At 74.2% G+C, this 16,032-nt stretch carries 17 protein-coding genes; 12 read left to right on the plus strand and 5 right to left on the minus strand.

Annotated features, from left to right (window positions below; genetic code table 11):
- Positions 1–240: 240 nt before the first annotated feature.
- Together OG599_RS09775 and OG599_RS09780 are read left to right on the plus strand one after the other, a co-directional pair.
- Complete coding sequence (locus tag OG599_RS09775; protein ID WP_327175570.1) at positions 241–1,452, plus strand: alpha/beta hydrolase; 1,212 nt, start codon at positions 241–243, stop codon at positions 1,450–1,452.
- An 85-nt stretch (positions 1,453–1,537) separates the two neighbouring features.
- Positions 1,538–2,488: a DUF4429 domain-containing protein gene (locus OG599_RS09780; RefSeq protein WP_327175571.1), complete on the plus strand. Its 951-nt coding sequence runs from the start codon at positions 1,538–1,540 to the stop codon at positions 2,486–2,488.
- A 31-nt stretch (positions 2,489–2,519) separates the two neighbouring features.
- Here the strand turns inward: OG599_RS09780 and OG599_RS09785 are convergent, their stop codons facing one another.
- Complete coding sequence (locus tag OG599_RS09785) at positions 2,520–3,899, minus strand: SMI1/KNR4 family protein (RefSeq protein ID WP_327175572.1); 1,380 nt, start codon at positions 3,897–3,899, stop codon at positions 2,520–2,522.
- A 180-nt stretch (positions 3,900–4,079) separates the two neighbouring features.
- On the opposite strand from OG599_RS09785, the gene OG599_RS09790 reads away from it, so the two are divergent.
- The 3 genes from OG599_RS09790 (at position 4,080) to OG599_RS09800 (ending at position 7,055) form a co-directional block, all read left to right on the plus strand.
- Positions 4,080–5,552, plus strand: coding sequence for a sensor histidine kinase (locus OG599_RS09790; RefSeq protein ID WP_327175573.1), 1,473 nt, complete (start codon positions 4,080–4,082; stop codon positions 5,550–5,552).
- On the plus strand, positions 5,549–6,229 hold the full coding sequence (locus OG599_RS09795; RefSeq protein WP_327175574.1) for a response regulator transcription factor: 681 nt from the start codon (positions 5,549–5,551) through the stop codon (positions 6,227–6,229). Before OG599_RS09790 ends, OG599_RS09795 begins: the two co-directional genes overlap by 4 nt.
- Positions 6,230–6,335: 106 nt before the next feature.
- Positions 6,336–7,055, plus strand: a complete 720-nt coding sequence (locus tag OG599_RS09800) for a hypothetical protein (RefSeq protein WP_327175575.1) — start codon at positions 6,336–6,338, stop codon at positions 7,053–7,055.
- A gap of 43 nt (positions 7,056–7,098) precedes the next feature.
- On the opposite strand, the gene OG599_RS09805 is transcribed toward OG599_RS09800, so the two are convergent.
- A complete protein-coding gene (locus tag OG599_RS09805) occupies positions 7,099–7,341 on the minus strand; it encodes a hypothetical protein (protein ID WP_327175576.1) in 243 nt (80 codons plus the stop codon).
- 197 nt (positions 7,342–7,538) lie between these two features.
- On the opposite strand from OG599_RS09805, the gene cpt reads away from it, so the two are divergent.
- The 3 genes from cpt (at position 7,539) to OG599_RS09820 (ending at position 10,575) form a co-directional block, all read left to right on the plus strand.
- Positions 7,539–8,078 carry a chloramphenicol phosphotransferase CPT gene (gene cpt / locus OG599_RS09810; protein WP_327175577.1) on the plus strand — a complete coding sequence of 180 codons (540 nt, stop codon included), beginning with the start codon at positions 7,539–7,541 and terminating at the stop codon, positions 8,076–8,078.
- Positions 8,079–8,305: 227 nt separating this feature from the next.
- Positions 8,306–9,364: an alpha/beta hydrolase gene (locus OG599_RS09815; RefSeq protein WP_327175578.1), complete on the plus strand. Its 1,059-nt coding sequence runs from the start codon at positions 8,306–8,308 to the stop codon at positions 9,362–9,364.
- A complete protein-coding gene (locus tag OG599_RS09820; protein WP_327175579.1) occupies positions 9,361–10,575 on the plus strand; it encodes an acyltransferase family protein in 1,215 nt (404 codons plus the stop codon). The genes OG599_RS09815 and OG599_RS09820 overlap by 4 nt, the downstream gene beginning before the upstream one ends.
- Before the next feature lie 113 nt (positions 10,576–10,688).
- On the opposite strand, the gene OG599_RS09825 is transcribed toward OG599_RS09820, so the two are convergent.
- Together OG599_RS09825 and OG599_RS09830 are read right to left on the minus strand one after the other, a co-directional pair.
- Positions 10,689–11,705, minus strand: coding sequence for an aldo/keto reductase (locus OG599_RS09825; RefSeq protein ID WP_327175580.1), 1,017 nt, complete (start codon positions 11,703–11,705; stop codon positions 10,689–10,691).
- Positions 11,705–12,151 (minus strand): MerR family transcriptional regulator, encoded by a 447-nt coding sequence (locus tag OG599_RS09830; RefSeq protein WP_327175581.1) that lies wholly within the window; start codon positions 12,149–12,151, stop codon positions 11,705–11,707. The genes OG599_RS09825 and OG599_RS09830 overlap by 1 nt, the downstream gene beginning before the upstream one ends.
- 204 nt (positions 12,152–12,355) lie before the next feature.
- On the opposite strand from OG599_RS09830, the gene OG599_RS09835 reads away from it, so the two are divergent.
- From OG599_RS09835 to OG599_RS09850, 4 genes are all read left to right on the plus strand, one after another.
- Complete coding sequence (locus OG599_RS09835) at positions 12,356–13,204, plus strand: DUF4118 domain-containing protein (RefSeq protein WP_327175582.1); 849 nt, start codon at positions 12,356–12,358, stop codon at positions 13,202–13,204.
- A 2-nt stretch (positions 13,205–13,206) separates the two neighbouring features.
- Positions 13,207–14,019 carry a serine hydrolase domain-containing protein gene (locus OG599_RS09840; protein WP_327175583.1) on the plus strand — a complete coding sequence of 271 codons (813 nt, stop codon included), beginning with the start codon at positions 13,207–13,209 and terminating at the stop codon, positions 14,017–14,019.
- Between the two features lie 423 nt (positions 14,020–14,442).
- On the plus strand, positions 14,443–15,297 hold the full coding sequence (locus tag OG599_RS09845) for a class I SAM-dependent methyltransferase (RefSeq protein WP_327175584.1): 855 nt from the start codon (positions 14,443–14,445) through the stop codon (positions 15,295–15,297).
- Positions 15,240–15,476: a hypothetical protein gene (locus OG599_RS09850; protein ID WP_327175585.1), complete on the plus strand. Its 237-nt coding sequence runs from the start codon at positions 15,240–15,242 to the stop codon at positions 15,474–15,476. Before OG599_RS09845 ends, OG599_RS09850 begins: the two co-directional genes overlap by 58 nt.
- Before the next feature lie 56 nt (positions 15,477–15,532).
- On the opposite strand, the gene OG599_RS09855 is transcribed toward OG599_RS09850, so the two are convergent.
- Entirely contained in the window at positions 15,533–15,949 is a 417-nt protein-coding gene (locus tag OG599_RS09855; protein ID WP_327175586.1) for an ankyrin repeat domain-containing protein, read from the minus strand.
- Between the last annotated feature and the right edge of the window lie 83 nt (positions 15,950–16,032).

Raw genomic sequence — 16,032 nt, forward strand, 5'->3', positions numbered from 1 at the left:
GCGGGCCGTAACGCGGGCCTCCGCGCCGGACGGCCGCCAGGCAGCACACCACCCCCGCGCACCTGATCCGGCACACCACCCGGGCACACCCCCCGGGCGCACGACCCCGGCGCCCGATCCGCGCTGTGCGCCCCTCCGTGACTACGGAACGTAAGAAAATCGGCCTACAAACCCGTCCACCGGGTGAGGTACGTCACCCGGGCTCCGCTGCCCGGCACCCGTCTCCTAGGGTGTCCCGCAGTGAATCCCTCCTTCGACACCTCCCCCACTCTGACCGCATGGCGCGCGCTGCTCGCCATAGCCGTCGTGTTCGTGATGCTGGCGACCACCGGGTGGACCGCCGTACGCCATCAGCCCTCCGACGAGCCACGCGAGCGGGCGTTGGCCGCCTGGACGCATGCCCGGGCGAGAGGCCGGCCCGTCCCGGCGCTGGACGCGCCGGTCTCGGTGATCGCCCGTTTCTTCGCCTCGTTGTCCGCCGCGGACCGGCTCTCGCTGGCCGATCACCACCCCCTGGTGGTCGGCAACCTCAACGGAGTGCCGGTCGCTCTGCGTTACCACGCGAACCGGCACGCACTGCGGGACGCCGAGGCGGTGGAGCAGCGCCGGACGCACGATCCCGGGCTCTCCCTCGACGGGCGTACCGAGGCGCGGCTGCGGCTGGAACGCTTCCGCGCGATGCTCTCCGGCGACCGGCAGATCCTCTCCTTCGACCCCTCGGGGCGGGGCCGGGCGGCCGAGGTCTTCGGCGATCTCGACCGGGCTCGGCGGGTCTCCGTCGTGGTCCCGGGCGTGGACACCCAGCTGCTCACGCTGGAGCGGGAGAACCGTCCGAACAGCGCGCCGGTCGGCATGGCGAAGTCCCTGTACGCCGCCGAGCGGGACGCCCGGCCCGACGTGCGTACCGCGGTCATCGCCTGGGCCGACTACACCGCCCCGGCCGGGATCGGCATGGACGCCGTCCTCGGCGGGCTCGCCACCCAGGGCGCGCTGCGGCTGAACGCGCTGGTGGCCGCCCTGCCGGGAAAGGCCACCGTCTCGCTGGTCTGCCACAGCTACGGTTCCGTGGTGTGCGGGGTCGCGGCGCACCGCCTGCCGTCCCGGGTCACCGACATCGCCGTGGCGGGGAGTCCCGGTATGCGGTCCGCGAGCGCGGCGGCGCTGGGCACGCGGGCCCGGGTGTGGGCGATGCGCGACGAGGACGACTGGATCGCGGACGTGCCCAACCTGGAGGTCGGCGGGTTGGGGCACGGCGCCGACCCGGTGGACCCGGAGTTCGGGGCGCGGATCGTCTCGGCGGGCGACGCGGTGGGGCACAGCGGCTACTTCGAGCCGGGTACGGAGAGTCTGCGCAACTTCGCGGCGATCGGAGTCGGCTCATATACGACGGTCGGCTGCGCATCGGCGGATCGCGCCTGTCTCAGCGGTATTTCCGGTGGAACAGATGTCTGACGCGCGTAGATCATGCGGAAGCTCGGTGAATCGGGGCTGACGCGAAGGGGCGACGTACGAGCGAGGGCCGCATACGATGAGGCGCATGGGTGATGTGCTGGCCGGAATTCATGCCACCTGGGAGTTCGACACCGACTCCGTGCTCATCCGCTTCGAACGGGGCATCCGTACGCCGAGGCTCTTCCAGAGCCTGCGGGAGCGACGCATTCCGTATGCGGCGCTGTCGGCGGTCGGTCTGTCTCCGGGCAAGCGGGGCACGGTGGTTCTGCACGCCTCGCCGAGACCGGGGGCCGACCCGCTGATGGAGGTGGCGGCCGGGCAGTTGAAGGACGGCTGCGATCCGTACCGCCTGGTCCTGCCCGCCGACCGGGAGACGCTCGCCGAGTACTACCGCGACGAGATGCGCGCGCTGCTCGGCCCCGAGGCCGGGGAACCGGCGGACCGCTTCCTGGTCGCGGCGCCCCAGGGGCCCCTGCAGTTCAAGGCGTACGACGGGCGGGCCAGCTTCGACGGGGAGCGGGTCTCCTTCCGCTGGTCGTGGACGGGTGCGTCCAGCGCCAAGTGGCGGGCGGGCGACCAGACGTTCCCGGTGGAGCGGGTGGCCGGGGTGGAGTGGCGTTCCCCGGAGGCCTTCGAGGGGTATCTGCGGCTGCTGACGCGTCCCTCCGACGCGGCGGCGGCCGTCCCGGCGCAGCCGGGCGTCCTCTCCCCCGCCTGCGCCGTGACCGGCGAGGTGCCCGGCGGCGCGGCCGCGGAGCGGCCCACGCAGGCGGACCAGGACCCGGCGGCGGTGCTCTTCGGCCTGGGGTACGGCCCGGTCCACGAGTCGCTGCCGTTCGCGGCGGCGGTCCTGGAGTCGGCGCGCCGCAGGCCCTCCGTACCCGTACCGACCTCGCTGGTGCCGGTCGGCGCGGTGCGGAGCGACCCGGCGGACATCGCGGAGCGCATCCGGCACCTGGGCGAGTTGCATCAGGCGGGGCTGGTGACGGACGTGGAGTTCAGCGCCAAGAAGGCTGAGCTGCTGGCGGAGTTGTAGCGGGGGCTCGGAGCGGGGGCTCGGAGCGGGGTCAGGCCCCGAGGTCGCCCTCCCGTACGGTCCGGGGGATCGGGGGCCTCCCGAAGAGGCCGAGGATCTCGTTGGCGAGGTCCACGACGGGCGGCAGCTCCGGCTGGTACCGCACCATGATCGCGGCGGCCAGCAGGCCGCGCGGTACGGCTCCGGCGTCGAGCAGGACGCGCCAGTCCGCCGGCCCCAGCTCCAGGAACTCCAGCGCGGTCAGCCCGGCGATCTCCAGCGGGTCGGCGAGCGTACCGGCGTAGGCGCTGAGGGTACGGAGCCGGGGCAGCCCTGTGACGGGGGCGAGGGAGACCGGATCGTCGTCCTCCCGCACCCCGATGCTCAGGACCTCCAGCAGGGGGTGGGCGGCGGCTTCGACGTCCGGGAGGGCGGACCGGTTCACGTAGGCGACGGCGGGCGTCTCGCGGTCGCGGCGGCGGCTGGGCCGTTCCTCCCGGTGCCGGCCGCTCACCCAGTCGGTGAGGGAGTCGGCGAGGAGGTCCGCCCCGATGTTCCCCTCGTGGCCGATCATGATGATCTGACCGGTGTATCCGCGCGGTCCCGGGGTCAGGTCCACCGCCAGCCGGTCGCCGCCGCCGTTGTCGCCGAACACGATCCAGCCCGGTGAGCCCACGATGCCCTGGACCCGGGCGTCGGGCCCGGTGACGGCCGCTTCCATGGCGGCGAACGTCCAACGGCAGGGGCGGGACGTCGCGTCGGCGAGGTAGAGGTCGTCCAGGGAGAGGAGCTCGCAGTCGACCGCTTCGAAGACGCGGTCGGCCGTCTCCGGGTCGTCCTTCCAGTCGTCCCAGCACGCCCGCGTCACCTGGTAGACCGTCTTGAGTTCGTCGGGCAGGACCGTCCCGAGACGCGCCTCGGCCGCGGCGATCTCCTCCTCCGTGGCGCCGAGGGCGTCGGGCAGTGCCGCGCGGAGCGTGCGCTCCAGCAGGCCGGGATCGGCGGTCGGGGCCGGTACGGCGTCCGGCACCGGGTCGGGGAGCCTGCGCCAGGGTGCGGGCAGGGCGCCCTCCACCAGGAGCAGTTCGCCCGGGTGGGGCCCGCCGATTCCGGGCTCGGCGGCTCCGCCGGGACCGTACAGGTCGAGCGTCGCCCACCCGGCCGGGTCGACCCGCAGCGCGAACGCGACGCTCTCCGCGCCGGACCCGGCGAGCGCGTCCCGTACCCGGTCCACGGCGTCGAACTCCGCCCGCATGTCCTCGGCCCGGGCCGCCCGGCCGGTCCGCGGGGACCGGCGCCGCAGGGGGAGGCTCCAACTGCCGCGCCCGATCTGCCCGGCCACCTGGCCGCCCCCGGCGAGGGTCTCCGCGTTGCTCTCCCGCAGCAGCCGCAGTACCGGCACCCAGGTGGCGAAGTCGTGTATCGGGGACACCCGTCGGCCTCCAGTCGTCCGGTGCGGGCTCCGCACCCGTGGCGAGGACGATAGCGTCGGCGTCCGCCCGGCCCCACCCCGGGGCGCTCCACCCCCTACCCCGGTACGACACGGCCCGCCGCACTCCGACACCCCGGTATGACGCCTGCGGGGCGGTCCGCTGCCTACGCTGACCGGGCCATGTCCGAGACCCCCGAAACTCCCGAATCCCCCCGCTCCCCCGGGTCCGCGCCCCCGGCACCGCCCGCCGGGAAGCCGTCTGCCGAGAAGCCACCCGCCGAGGGGCCACCCGCCGAGGGACCGCGTGCCCGGGAACCGTCGGGCGCGGCCCGGAACCGGCTGCGCGCGCTCGTCGAACGGCTGTCGGCGCCCTCGCACCCGGTCACCCCGCTGCTGGCGGACGCGCCGAGGCGCTGGCAGCGGATGATCCCGTACGCGGTGGTGCTCGCCCTGACGTCGGCGCTCCTGCCGGTCACCATCAACGTGCTGACCCACGACCGGGGGCTGCCGGGCGCGCTGGCCGCCACCCTCGCGGTGGCTCAGACGCTCCCCCTGCTGCTCCTCGCCCACCGGCCCCTCCAGGTCTGGTGGGTCACCTTCCTCGCCTCGGTCGCCGGGGCGCTGGCGCTGCTGGCCGAGCCCCAGGGTCCGTACACCGTCTGGCCGTGGCCGCCGACCGTCATCGTCGGCCAGCTCTTCGTGCTGCTCGCGCTGGGGCTGCGGGAGACCCGCCGGACCCTGGTGGCGGTGTGGCTGGCGACGGGCGCGGCAGGTCTGGTTCTCTACTCGCTGGCGCCGGACCGGGGCAACGCGAGCGCGCTGCTGCTCTTCGTGCTCGGCGCGGTGGTGCTGATGGCGGGGGCGGCCGTACGGGAACGGGGCGTCGCGCAGCGGCGGCTGGTCGAGCAGGAGACCATCAGCGCGGAGGAGCGGGCCCGGCGCACGCTGCTGGAGGAACGCGCCCGGATCGCCCGGGAGTTGCACGACGTGGTCGCGCACCACATGTCCGTGATCACCGTGCAGGCGGACTCCGCCCCGTACCGGGTGGCCGGGCTCTCCGAGGAGACCCGGGAGGAGTTCGCCTCGATCGCGGCGAGCGCCCGGGAGTCGCTGGCGGAGATGCGGCGGCTGCTCACGGTGCTGCGCGGTGACGGCACGTCGGGCGAGCGGGCCCCGCAGCCCGGCCTGGACCGGTTGCAGCAGTTGGTGGAGGCGACCGTACGCACGGGCCTGCCGGTGGAGTTGGCGCTCGCGGCGGAGCTGGGCGAGGTGCCGCCGGCCGTGGACCTGTCCGCGTACCGGATCGTGCAGGAGGCGCTGGCCAACGTGGTGCGGCACGCGCCGGGCGCCCCGACCCGGGTGTCCGTACGGGCCGATGACGGGCACCTGACGGTGCTGGTGGTCAACTCACCTCCCCCGAGACCCGGTTCTCCGCTGGAGACGTCCGGCACGGGGCACGGCCTGGTCGGGATGCGGGAGCGGGTACGCCTGACCGGCGGCACACTGGACACCGGCCCGCTGCCGGACGGCGGGTTCCGGGTCGCGGCCCGGCTTCCGCTGGGGCCGTCCGCCCCCGGTGGCGTACCGCCCTCCCCGGCCGCTCCCCCTGCCGTACCCGCCGACCCGCCCACCGCCCCGGAGGATTCCCCGTGACCATCCGTGTGATCATCGTCGACGACCAGGCCATGGTGCGGGCCGGGTTCGCGGCCCTGCTGTCGGCGCAGAGCGACATCGACGTGGTGGGCGAGGCGCCGGACGGCCGCCAGGGCGTCGAGGTCAGCCGCAACCAACGTCCCGACGTGGTCCTGATGGACGTCCGGATGCCCGAGATGGACGGACTCGCAGCCGCCCGAGCCCTGTTGGACCCACCGATCGGCGTGGTGCACCGCCCGAAGGTGCTGATGCTCACGACGTTCGACGTGGACGACTACGTGTACGAGGCGCTGCGCGCCGGGGCGTCCGGGTTCCTCCTGAAGGACGCGCCCCCGGCCGACCTGATCGCGGCGGTACGGGTGGTGGCGGCGGGCGACGCACTGCTCGCACCGTCCGTGACCCGGCGGCTGATCGCGGACTTCGCCGCCCAGCGCCCGTCCGGCGCCGCCCGCAGCGGCCAGGCGCTCCGGCTGAACGGGCTGACGCCCCGGGAGACCGAGGTCCTGGAGCTGATCGCGCGCGGGCTCTCCAACCAGGAGATCGCGGGCCGGCTGGTGCTCGCCGAGCAGACGGTGAAGACCCACATCGGGCGGGTCCTCGCCAAGCTGGACCTGCGGGACCGCGCACAGGCCGTGATCTTCGCGTACGAGTCGGGGCTCGTGACGCCGGGGAGTTGAGGCGGGTCGTCGCGGGGGCGGTGCGTGAGGTGTGGCCGCGCACACTTCCGGTCGCGCGGGCGGACCGGCACGCACGGCTCCGGCGCGCGGGCGGCAGAATGCCCCCGTGACGAGCACCGATGACCCGCGTCCCACCCGCATACCCGGCTACGAGAGCGACGCGCTCACCCACCCCACCGACCTCCTCGACGACGCCTTCTTCTGGTTGGGGCACCTGCACTCCTGTCCGGAGAGCGAGGAGACGGAGGGGTTGCTGTTCGGCGCGGACCACGACGCGGCGAGCGTCTACGCCGAGCAGCTGTGGAGGTACGCGGACTGGCCGACGTTCACCGTTCCGCTCGCCCTTGGCCACCATCTCTACGTCGTCTACCGCACCTTCGCCGAGGATCCTGGAGTCGACTACCTCCTCCACCACCCGGACTGGGAGCACGTCGAGCATCTGGCCTCGGACGAGGGGCACTTCATGGGTCCGGGCCTGTCCTGGCCGGAGCTGGTGGCGGCGGCCGGCAACGGGCTGCCCGGCGGCAGCACCACCGACCCGCACGCCCGACTTCTGCTCCTGCTCCCCGCGTTGGGCGACGAGGACGTGCCCGAGGACGCCGCCGGCCGGCTGACGGCGGCCCTGCGAGCCCGCACCGGGGTTGACGATGCCGAGGCGCTCGCGGTCGCGCTCCTGGCCGACCAGGGGCCGACCGGCCCGGTGAACTGGAGGACCCGTGACGGCATCCGGGTCGACGACGGTGCGCATTCCTACCGCAACCCCGCCAACCCCTTCGCGCTGCCGCCCGACCGGATGGCCCGGGTGTCGGCAGCGCTGGCGCCCTGAGGCGGCGGGCCGTAGGTGGCCGCGGGCCGGAGCGACTTCGGGATCAGGGCGTACGGAGTTCGCATTCCTGGGCCGTGCTGTGGTCGCAGCGGCTCGGCGGCACCAAGGATGCCAGGCCCCACAGCCCCAGTGCCGGCGCGCCCAGGACGACGACGGCGGCGCCGGTCCGGAGGACGACGGCCCCCGTGGTCCCGCCGTCCAGGCACTTCACGGCCAGGTACAGGGCCGCCGGTATCCATATCAGCAGGGCGGACATGACCAGGACGAACCATCCGTGGTGACTCACCTTCGGACGATGCCCCCGCCGGTACCCCCCGAAGCCCGTAGGTACAGCGGGAACACGTCACTCCGGCTCCTCCTGGACCACCCTCCGCAGGACTCCCTCCGTGCGCGTCCCCGCCCCCGGCGGCGGCCTCGGGTCCGGCCGTCGGAGCCCCCGGAAAATGCCGTGGACGCCGCGCCGATCCCCTCTACGGTGGCCTGATGACGACTCAGGTGATCGTGTTGAACGGCGGCTCCAGCTCCGGCAAGTCCGGGATCGTCCGGTGTCTGCAGGCGGTGCTGGCGGAGCCGTGGCTCGCGGCCGCCATCGACACCCTGGTGGACTCGATGCCCGCATCGCTCCAGACGTCCGACGGCGGGATCGAGTTCACCGCGGACGGCGGAGTGAACGTGGGTGCGGAGTTCCGGCGGCTGGAGGCGGCCTGGATGGAGGGGGTCGCCGCGACGGCGCGCGCGGCCGCCCGGGTGATCGTGGACGATGTCTTCCTCGGCGGCGCGGAGTCCCAGGCGCACTGGCAGAAGGCCCTGGTGGGGCTGGACGTGCTGTGGGTCGGGGTCCGGTGCGCGAGCGAGATCGCCTCGGGGCGGGAGATCGCGCGCGGCGACCGCACCCGCGGGATGGCGGCCGCGCAGGCGGAGTCGGTCCACGAGGGCGTGGTGTACGACCTGGAGGTGGACACCACGCGTACGGAGTCGCTGGCGTGCGCCCGGACCATCGCCGCCCGCGCCGAACGGCCCTGAGCCCAACAACCCCTCGCCGCCCGCGCCGAACGGCCCTGAGCCCAACAACCCCTCGCCGCCCGCGGCGAACGGCCCTGAGCCCCGCGCCGGACGGCTCCGCCCCCGTACACCCCCTACCCCGGTAGCACCTCGCACTTGGCTCTCCGGTGTGACGCCCGCCGGGGTGTCGCCTTCCTACCTTCTGCTCCGTCGCGCCGACCGGGGCGACGGAGCGGAAGGAGGGCCGGATGCGTCGGTACGCGAGGACCCTGGTGGCGGTCGCGCTGGCGGCCACCGTGGCGGCGGGGACCGCCGGCTGGGCGTCGGGGAGTACACAGCGAGCCGTGAGCGGGCCGCCGCCGGGAAGCGCGTCCTGGCGCGCGGACGAGGTGCGGGGGCACGCGCTGCCCGATCCCGCGAGCGCCACACCCACCCAAGTGGCGGCTTTCTTCGCCGCGTTGACCCCCGCGCAGCGCCAAGTGCTGGTGGTGCGGCACCCGTCCGTCGTCGGCAACCTCGACGGCGTACCGCTGGAACTGCGCTACCGGGCCAACTCCCTCTCCCTGCGAGCGAGTGACGATCCCCGGTACCGGCTGCTCGCCGAACAGGGGCGCCGGATCCTCGCGTTCGACCCGCGCGGTCGCGGCCTGGTGGCCGAGGTGTTCGGCGACCTGCGGGCGGCCCGGCACGTGGCGGTCGTGGTGCCCGGGTCGGACATCGACGCGGGGACGTACGACCGGGACAGCGACCCGTACGGCGCTCCGGCCGGGATGGCACGGTCGCTCCGGGACGCGACGGGGCCGGACACCGCCGTGATCGCCTGGGCCGGGTACACCACCCCGGTCGGAGTCGGGTGGGACGCGGCCACCGGGGAGCTGGCGGAGGTCGGCGCGGACCGGCTGGCCCGGTTCACGGACGGGCTGGCGGCGGACCGTCTTCCGGCGCCCGCCGTGTTCTGCCACAGCTACGGCTCGGTGGTCTGCGGGCTCGCCGCGCACCGGCTGCACGTCGGCGACCTGGTGGTGCTCGGCTCCCCGGGGATGCGCGCCGGCAGCGTCGCCGCGCTCGGCACCACCGCCCGGGTGTGGGCGGCGAAGGACCCCACCGACTGGATCGACGACGTGCCGAACGTCGAGTTCGCGGGGGTCGGCCACGGAACCGATCCGACCGACCCGGGGTTCGGCGCCCGTCGGGTGCCCGCCCGCCGGGCCGTGGGCCACACCGGCTACTTCGCCCCCGGCACCGACTCGCTCACCGCCTTCGCCGCCATCGTCGAGGGGATCGCGGGAGAGGGGGCGCTCCGATGAGTCTCGCCACGCTCGCCGCCCGGATCGAGTCCCGCACACCCGCCCACCGTGACCGCGCGATCGACGGGATGCGCGCGCTCGCGCTCCTCGCCGTGCCGACCGGGCACTGGCTGCTCGGCGGGTTCACCCGCGACGGCGACGGCGCCCTGCACAACGCGAGCCCGCTCTCCACGTTCGGGGTGCTGGCCCCGGCGAGCTGGGTGCTCCAGATGCTCGGGGTGTTCTTCCTGGTCGGCGGGTACGTCTCCGCCCTCTCCTACCGGCGCCGCACGTCCACCGCCCGCGCCTGGCTGGGCGGGCGGCTCGCCCGGCTGGGCCGTCCCGTCCTCGGGGTGACCGCCGTGTGGGCGGTGCTCGCTCCGGTGGCGCATCTGCTCGGGGTGGAGTGGACCACCCTGCGGACCGGGGCGACGCTGGTGATCCAGCCGCTCTGGTTCGTCGGGGTCTACCTGGTGGTCACCGCGCTGACCCCGGTCTGCGTGCGGCTCGCGGAACGCCTCGGCGGGTGGGCCGCCGCGCCGCTGCTGGGGGCGGTCGCCGTCGTGGACTTCCTGCGGTACGGGCCGTACGCGGACGCCGTGCCGTCCTGGCTGAGCCTGCTGAACATCCTGCCGGGGTGGCTCTTCGCGTACCAGCTCGGCGCGAGCTGGGGCGTGGGGCGGATCGGGCGGCGCGGTGCGCGGTTCCTGCTGGTGGGCGGCACGGTGCTGTTCGCCGCGCTGCTGCTGGTCTGGCACTACCCGGCGTCGATGGTCGGCGTACCGGGCGTGGCGCGCACCAATTCGCATCCGCCGTCGCTTCTGGTGCTGGCGCTGGCGGCCGCGCAGAGCGGCGCGGCGATCCTGCTGCGCGACCGGATCGGCCGGCTGCTGCGCCGCCCCGCGCTCTGGGCGCCGGTGGTGGTCGTCAACCTGTCGGCGATGACGATCCTGTGCTGGCACCAGACCGCGCTGCTTGCCGCCGCCGTCCCCGCGTCCCTGGTGGGAGGCGGCGGCGTACCGGGGCTGACCACGGCCCCCGACAGTGTCGGCTGGATCGTGGCGCGGGTGCTCTGGCTGCCGGTGTGCGCGGCCCTGCTGGTGCTGATCGCCCGCTTCACCCGCCGCTTCGAGGCCCCGTGGCGCCGGGGCACCCGCACCACCCGGGCGCGCAACGCCGTGGTGGGAGTACTGGCGGCGGGGTTCGCGGTGTTCGCGCTGGGGCTGGCATGAGGCGGGGGGTGTGAGGCGGGTGGGGCCGGCGTGGGGCGCGCGGTTGGCGGGCGGGGCGGGCGCCCGTACCTCGCTCGTACGTGAGCGGTACGGGCGCCCGTGGCGTGCCGGGCCTACTTCTCCCGGGCCGTCGCCGTGTTGCTCATGTCCGGGTAGCGGTCGCCCGCCACCTTGCCGGCGATCGGCTCCAGCTCGGCCAGCTCCTCGGGGGTGAGGACGATCCGGGCCGCGCCGACGTTCTCCAGCAGCCGGGTGGGCTTGCGGGTGCCGGGGATCGGAACGACGGTGAGGCCGTGCACCTGGGCGCGCTGGTGCACCCAGGCGAGCGCCACCTGCGCGGGGGTCGCCCCGTGCGCCTCGGCGATCCGGCGGACCGGCTCCAGCAGGGCCGCGTTGTTCTTCGCGTTGTCGCCGGTGAAACGGGGCTGGTACTGCCGGAAGTCGTCCTTGCCGAGGTCCTTGCCGGCGTCCGCGAACGCGCCGGTCAGGAAGCCGCGGCCGAGCGGCGAGTACGGCACCAGCGTGACGCCCAGTTCGGCCGCCGCCGCCACGGAGCTGTGCTCCACGTCCCGGCTGAAGAGCGACCACTCCGACTGGAGCGCGGCGATCGGGTGCACCGCGTGCGCCTCGCGCAGCTCCGGGCCGGTCACCTCGCTCAGCCCGAGCTGCTTGACCTTGCCCTCCTTGATCAGTTCGGCCATCGCGCCGACCGACTCGGCGAACGGGACCTCGGGGTCGCGGCGGTGCATGTAGTAGAGGTCGATCACGTCGGTGCCGAGGCGGCGCAGGCTCGCCTCCACCGCCTGCCTGATGTAGGCGGCGTCGTTGCGGACGCCCCGGTAGGCCGGGTCGTCGGTCCGCTCGATGGCGAACTTGGTGGCCAGGGTGATCCGGTCGCGGTTGGTCCCGACGAACGAGGCGAGGAACTCCTCGTTGGCGCCGCGTCCGTAGATGTCGGCGGTGTCGAAGAGGGTGACGCCCGCGTCCAGCGCGGTGTGCAGGGTGTCGTGGGCGGCCATCTCGTCGGTCTCGCCGTAGAACTCGCTCATGCCCATGCAGCCGAGTCCCTGCACGCCGACCTGCGGTCCGTCCGCCCCGAGCTGCACGGTGGGAAGGGTGTTCTCCGTCATCAGCCACACGGCCTTTCCGGCGCCCGTCGGGCGCTCGCGTAGAAGTCGATCTTGTAGTCGAGGACGGTGAGCGTCTCGTGGAGCTCCGCGATCCGCGCCCGTACGTCGCGGCGGGTCGCCTCCAGCAGCTCCTGCCTCTGGTCGAAGGTGTGCTCGCCCTCGCGCAGCAGCTCCGCGTACCGGACCATGTCGGCCACCGGCATCCCGGTCAGCCGGAGCTTGCCGACGAAGGCCAGCCAGTCGAGGTCCTTGTCGGTGAACCGCCGCTGACCGGTCTGCGAGCGGTCGACGTGCGGCATCAGGCCGATCCGCTCGTACCAGCGCAGGGTGTGCGCGGTGAGCCCGGTGCGGGCCGCGACCTCGCTGATCGTGTACCGGGCCGTACGGCCCGGCGGGGAGACCTGCTGGGGTACGGGCCGTACCGGCGTGCTCTGCGTCACCGTCATGCCCTCCACGTTAGAACGTTGGAGTGCACTCGAAGCAAGTGGGACCCGCGGGTGACGCCCGGCGGGTCCTTGTCGTGCCGCCGCATCAATGCGGCGTCAGCGCTGTATCAGTGATCCGTCAAGTTCCCCACCGGCGGACGCTGCTCCCGCCGCGCGGGGCCGAAGCTGGGACCACAGGTTCCTTCGAGTTCTGCGAGGCACGTCATGAGGTCCGGCCTGCGGGACGTGGTCGCCGTACTGTCCGGGGTACTGGCCCCGCTGCTCCTGGCGCTGGTCCTCATCCCCGTCCGTACCGATATCACGAACACGAACGCGGCGCTGCTCCTCGTCGTCGTGGTCGGGGCCGTGGCGGCGCTCGGGAACCGCCTCGCGGGCGCCGTCGCCGCGCTGTCGTCCGCCGCGTGGTTCGACTTCTTCCACGCCGAGCCGTTCGAGAGCTTCGACATCGACGACGGGGCCGACATCGAGACGGCCGTGCTGCTCCTGGTGGTCGGGCTGGCCGTGTCGCAGCTGGCCGCGCGGGCCCTGGTCCTGCGCCGGTTCGCCTTCACGGAGGCCTCCCACCTGGACCGGCTGCACCGTACGACGGGGCTGGTCAGGACCGGCGTGTCCGCCGACGCCGTGATGGACCGCGTCCGGCACGAGCTGGTGGACGTCCTGGAGCTGAGCGGGTGCCGCTTCGAGTACGGCGCCGAGCCCCCCGTCGAACGCGATGTCGCGCACGGGCTCGCGCACGGTCTGACGCACGACTTCGCGCACGACTTCACGCACACCGAGCCCGTCGGGCAGCCGTCGCTGCTCGCCCCGGACGGGAGCGTGCGGGTGCCGGGCTGGATCTGGGACGTGGACCGGCAGGGCTGGCCGGACGGCGAGATCGAGCTCCGGGTCACGGTGCTCGACCGCTGCCTGGGACGGTTCGTGCTGACTCCCCCGCCGGGCGCCGTACCCCCGCCCCTGGAGGCGCGCCTCGTCGCCGTCGACCTGGCCGCCCAGGCCGCCGTGGCGCTGCCGACCCCGCTCCGGGACGCGGGTCCGCTCCCTCTACCCTCGTAACCATGCAGAGCCTGGCGTTGATCGAGAACTGGCCCGTCCCCACCGCGGCAGCCGCCGTCGTACGCGCGGACGGCACCGTCCTCGGTACGCACGGCGACACCGCGCACCGCTTCCCCCTCGCCTCAGTGACCAAGCCGCTGGCGGCGTACGCGGCGCTCGTCGCGTACGAGGAAGGCGCCGTGGAGCTGGACGAACCGGCCGGCCCGGAGGGCTCGACCGTCCGCCACCTGCTCGCCCACACCAGCGGCCTCGCCTTCGACGAGCACCGGGTGACGGCCCCGGCCGGTACCCGGCGGCTCTACTCCAACGCGGGGTTCGAGGTCCTCGGCGAGCACCTCGCGAAGGCGTCCGGCATCCCCTTCGCCGGCTACGCCCGCGAGGCCGTCCTCGAACCGCTGGGAATGGCGTCGACCACCCTCGACGGCTCCCCCGCCAAGGACGGCGTCTCGACCGTGGCCGACCTGGTCCGCTTCGTCGCCGAGGTCCAGGCGCCCCGGCTGCTGGACCCGCGCACGGTGCTGGAGGCGCAGACCGTCGTGCACCCCGGGCTCAAGGGCGTACTCCCCGGGTATGGCCACCAGAACCCCAACGACTGGGGCCTCGGCTTCGAGATCCGCGACTCCAAGTCCCCGCACTGGACCGGCACCACCTCGTCCCCGGCGACCTTCGGCCACTTCGGCCAGTCCGGCACGTTCCTCTGGATCGACCCGGTCGCGGGCGTCGCCTGCATCGCCCTGACCGACCGCGCCTTCGGCCCCTGGGCCGCCGAGGTGTGGACGCCGTTCACGGACGCGGTCCTGGCCGAACTGCGCTGAGGGCCGGCCCGGCCCCGTACGACTCCCGCCAGATCCGCGACCTCAGGCTGGGCGACGACGAACGCGATCGCCTGTTCCACCTGGTGGGACATCAGCCGCGGCCTGCGGACGGCACGCGCGTCCGACCCGGGCCGGGCTGATCCGCATGCTCGACCCGCTCAAGGCCTTCCGGGTCGATCCGGCCCAGGCTGGCACCTCCTGCGCGGGCTCGGCGCGGGGTCGGCGCGCCTCGGCCGGTCGGGCGGGCGTCCGGGCAGGATGCGGTGGGGTGGCGGGCCTCGGGACGGCCCGCCCGGCACCGCCCACCGCGTGGAGAGGCTCGGTCATGCACCTGTACGACGACCCGCTGTTCCCGTCCCCCGGCCCCGACCGGGCGCCTGAACAGTACGAGGACGACGCTCCGGGCCCCGTACGGGTGACGGCGTGAGCGCCGCGCCGAACGGGGGCGCCTCATCGGAAGGGGGCCGGTACGGCGAGGCGTTCTTCCGCCCCGAGCAGGCGGGCGAGGGCGAACGCATCGACTTCGGGGCCCTCGCCTACGACGACCTCACCCTGGCGCGGCTGCGGGCGCTCGGCGCCGGCCCGGGGTGGCGCTGCCTCGACGTGGGTGCGGGCACGGGCACGGTCTCCCGCCGGCTGCTGGGCGAGGCCGGGGTGGAGAGCGTGCTCGCCGTCGACCGCGACGTACGGTTCCTCGGCGAGCGGCCGGTCCCCGGGCTCGACCTCGTGGAGGCCGACATCACCGCCCCGGGGTTCGTCTCCGGCACGTACGACCTCGTCCACGCGCGCTTCGTCCTGATGCATCTCGCCGAGCACGAGCGCCTGATCACCTCGCTGGCCGAACTCGTCGCCCCGGGCGGCGTGTTGGTGCTGAGCGACGCGGTTGACCTGAGCGGTGACCGTACGCCCGGCACCCCGTACGCCACGGCGATGCGGGCGATGTGGCAGGGGCTGCGGGCGTCGATCGGCACCGATGTCTCCTGGGTGCCGTCGTACCCGCAGCTGTTGCGCGGGGCGGGACTTGAACCTGTCGCCGCCGAGATCCACGTACCGCCGCTCCAGCCGGAGAGCCCCATCAGCCGCTTCTGGGCCGACACTTGGGAGCGCAGCCGGTCCGCGATGATCGCCACCGGGCTGGTGGACGACGCGGCCCTCGACGACGCGATCCGCTACCTGGTCTCCGACGAGTGCGCCGCGCTGTCGGCCGGGATGCTCACCGCGTGGGGGTGGAAACCGGGGGCGGCGCCCGGGGCGAGCCCTGCGGCGAGGGGGCGCTGACCGGGCGGGGCGGCTGCTTCGAGGGCGGCAGCCCCGCCGCGGTCGGCGGCACCCGGACCGACCCCGGCCCGGGTGCCGCGGTGAAGGCGCCGTGGCGCCACACCACCTTGCCGTTGACGGTGACGGTGCGGTCCCGGCCGGAGACCGGGACGGCGATGGTGCTGCGGGCCGGCGGGTGAACCTCACGCGGAGTGCGCCGCGTCAGCCGCGGCTCGTCCCGGAGCACCGCGCTCGGTCAACGTCCGGCTTCCGCCGCCTCCAGCAGCGCGACCGTCTCCGGCCAAGACCCTTTCCGCGCCCATTCGAGGGCCGTGCTGCCCGTGCCGTGGTCCTCGCGGAGGTGCGGGTCGGCTCCCGCTGCCAGGAGGACGCGCACGGCGTCCGCTTGCCCCCAACAGGCGGCCGCACACAGGGGTGTTCCCTCGCTTCCGTGGCCGCTCTCGGTGTCCGGGGCGGCACCGGCGCGCAGGAGGATTTCGACGGCGTCCGCGTCGCCCTGGACCGAGGCCGCGTAGAGCGGGGTGGTGCCGTCCTGGTCGGCCGCCTCCGGATCGGCACCGGTGCGCAGGAGTACGTGGATACGCGCGGTGTCACCGGTCAGGACCGCGCCGACCAGCTTCCTCGACAGCTTCTTGGACCGCCTTCGGTTCATGGGTGCGGAGCGTAGCCCTGAAGCCGGTCGGCAAGGGCATCACAGGAGCCAACTGTCTTATGACATAGGACACTTCACGGCGC

It is taken from the genome of Streptomyces sp. NBC_01335, from assembly GCF_035953295.1.
In the GTDB taxonomy this organism is placed as follows: Bacteria; Actinomycetota; Actinomycetes; order Streptomycetales; family Streptomycetaceae; genus Streptomyces.

Bases quoted from the DNA above. Each gene is read 5' to 3' on its own strand.
- OG599_RS09815 (WP_327175578.1), top strand. From the start codon at position 8,306: ATGCGTCGGTACGCGAGGACCCTGGTGGCGGTCGCGCTGGCGGCCACC.
- OG599_RS09855 (WP_327175586.1), bottom strand. From the start codon at position 15,949: ATGAACCGAAGGCGGTCCAAGAAGCTGTCGAGGAAGCTGGTCGGCGCG.
- OG599_RS09835 (WP_327175582.1), top strand. From the start codon at position 12,356: ATGAGGTCCGGCCTGCGGGACGTGGTCGCCGTACTGTCCGGGGTACTG.
- cpt (WP_327175577.1), top strand. From the start codon at position 7,539: ATGACGACTCAGGTGATCGTGTTGAACGGCGGCTCCAGCTCCGGCAAG.
- OG599_RS09825 (WP_327175580.1), bottom strand. From the start codon at position 11,705: ATGACGGAGAACACCCTTCCCACCGTGCAGCTCGGGGCGGACGGACCG.
- OG599_RS09790 (WP_327175573.1), top strand. From the start codon at position 4,080: ATGTCCGAGACCCCCGAAACTCCCGAATCCCCCCGCTCCCCCGGGTCC.
- OG599_RS09820 (WP_327175579.1), top strand. From the start codon at position 9,361: ATGAGTCTCGCCACGCTCGCCGCCCGGATCGAGTCCCGCACACCCGCC.
- OG599_RS09780 (WP_327175571.1), top strand. From the start codon at position 1,538: ATGGGTGATGTGCTGGCCGGAATTCATGCCACCTGGGAGTTCGACACC.
- OG599_RS09830 (WP_327175581.1), bottom strand. From the start codon at position 12,151: ATGACGGTGACGCAGAGCACGCCGGTACGGCCCGTACCCCAGCAGGTC.
- OG599_RS09840 (WP_327175583.1), top strand. From the start codon at position 13,207: ATGCAGAGCCTGGCGTTGATCGAGAACTGGCCCGTCCCCACCGCGGCA.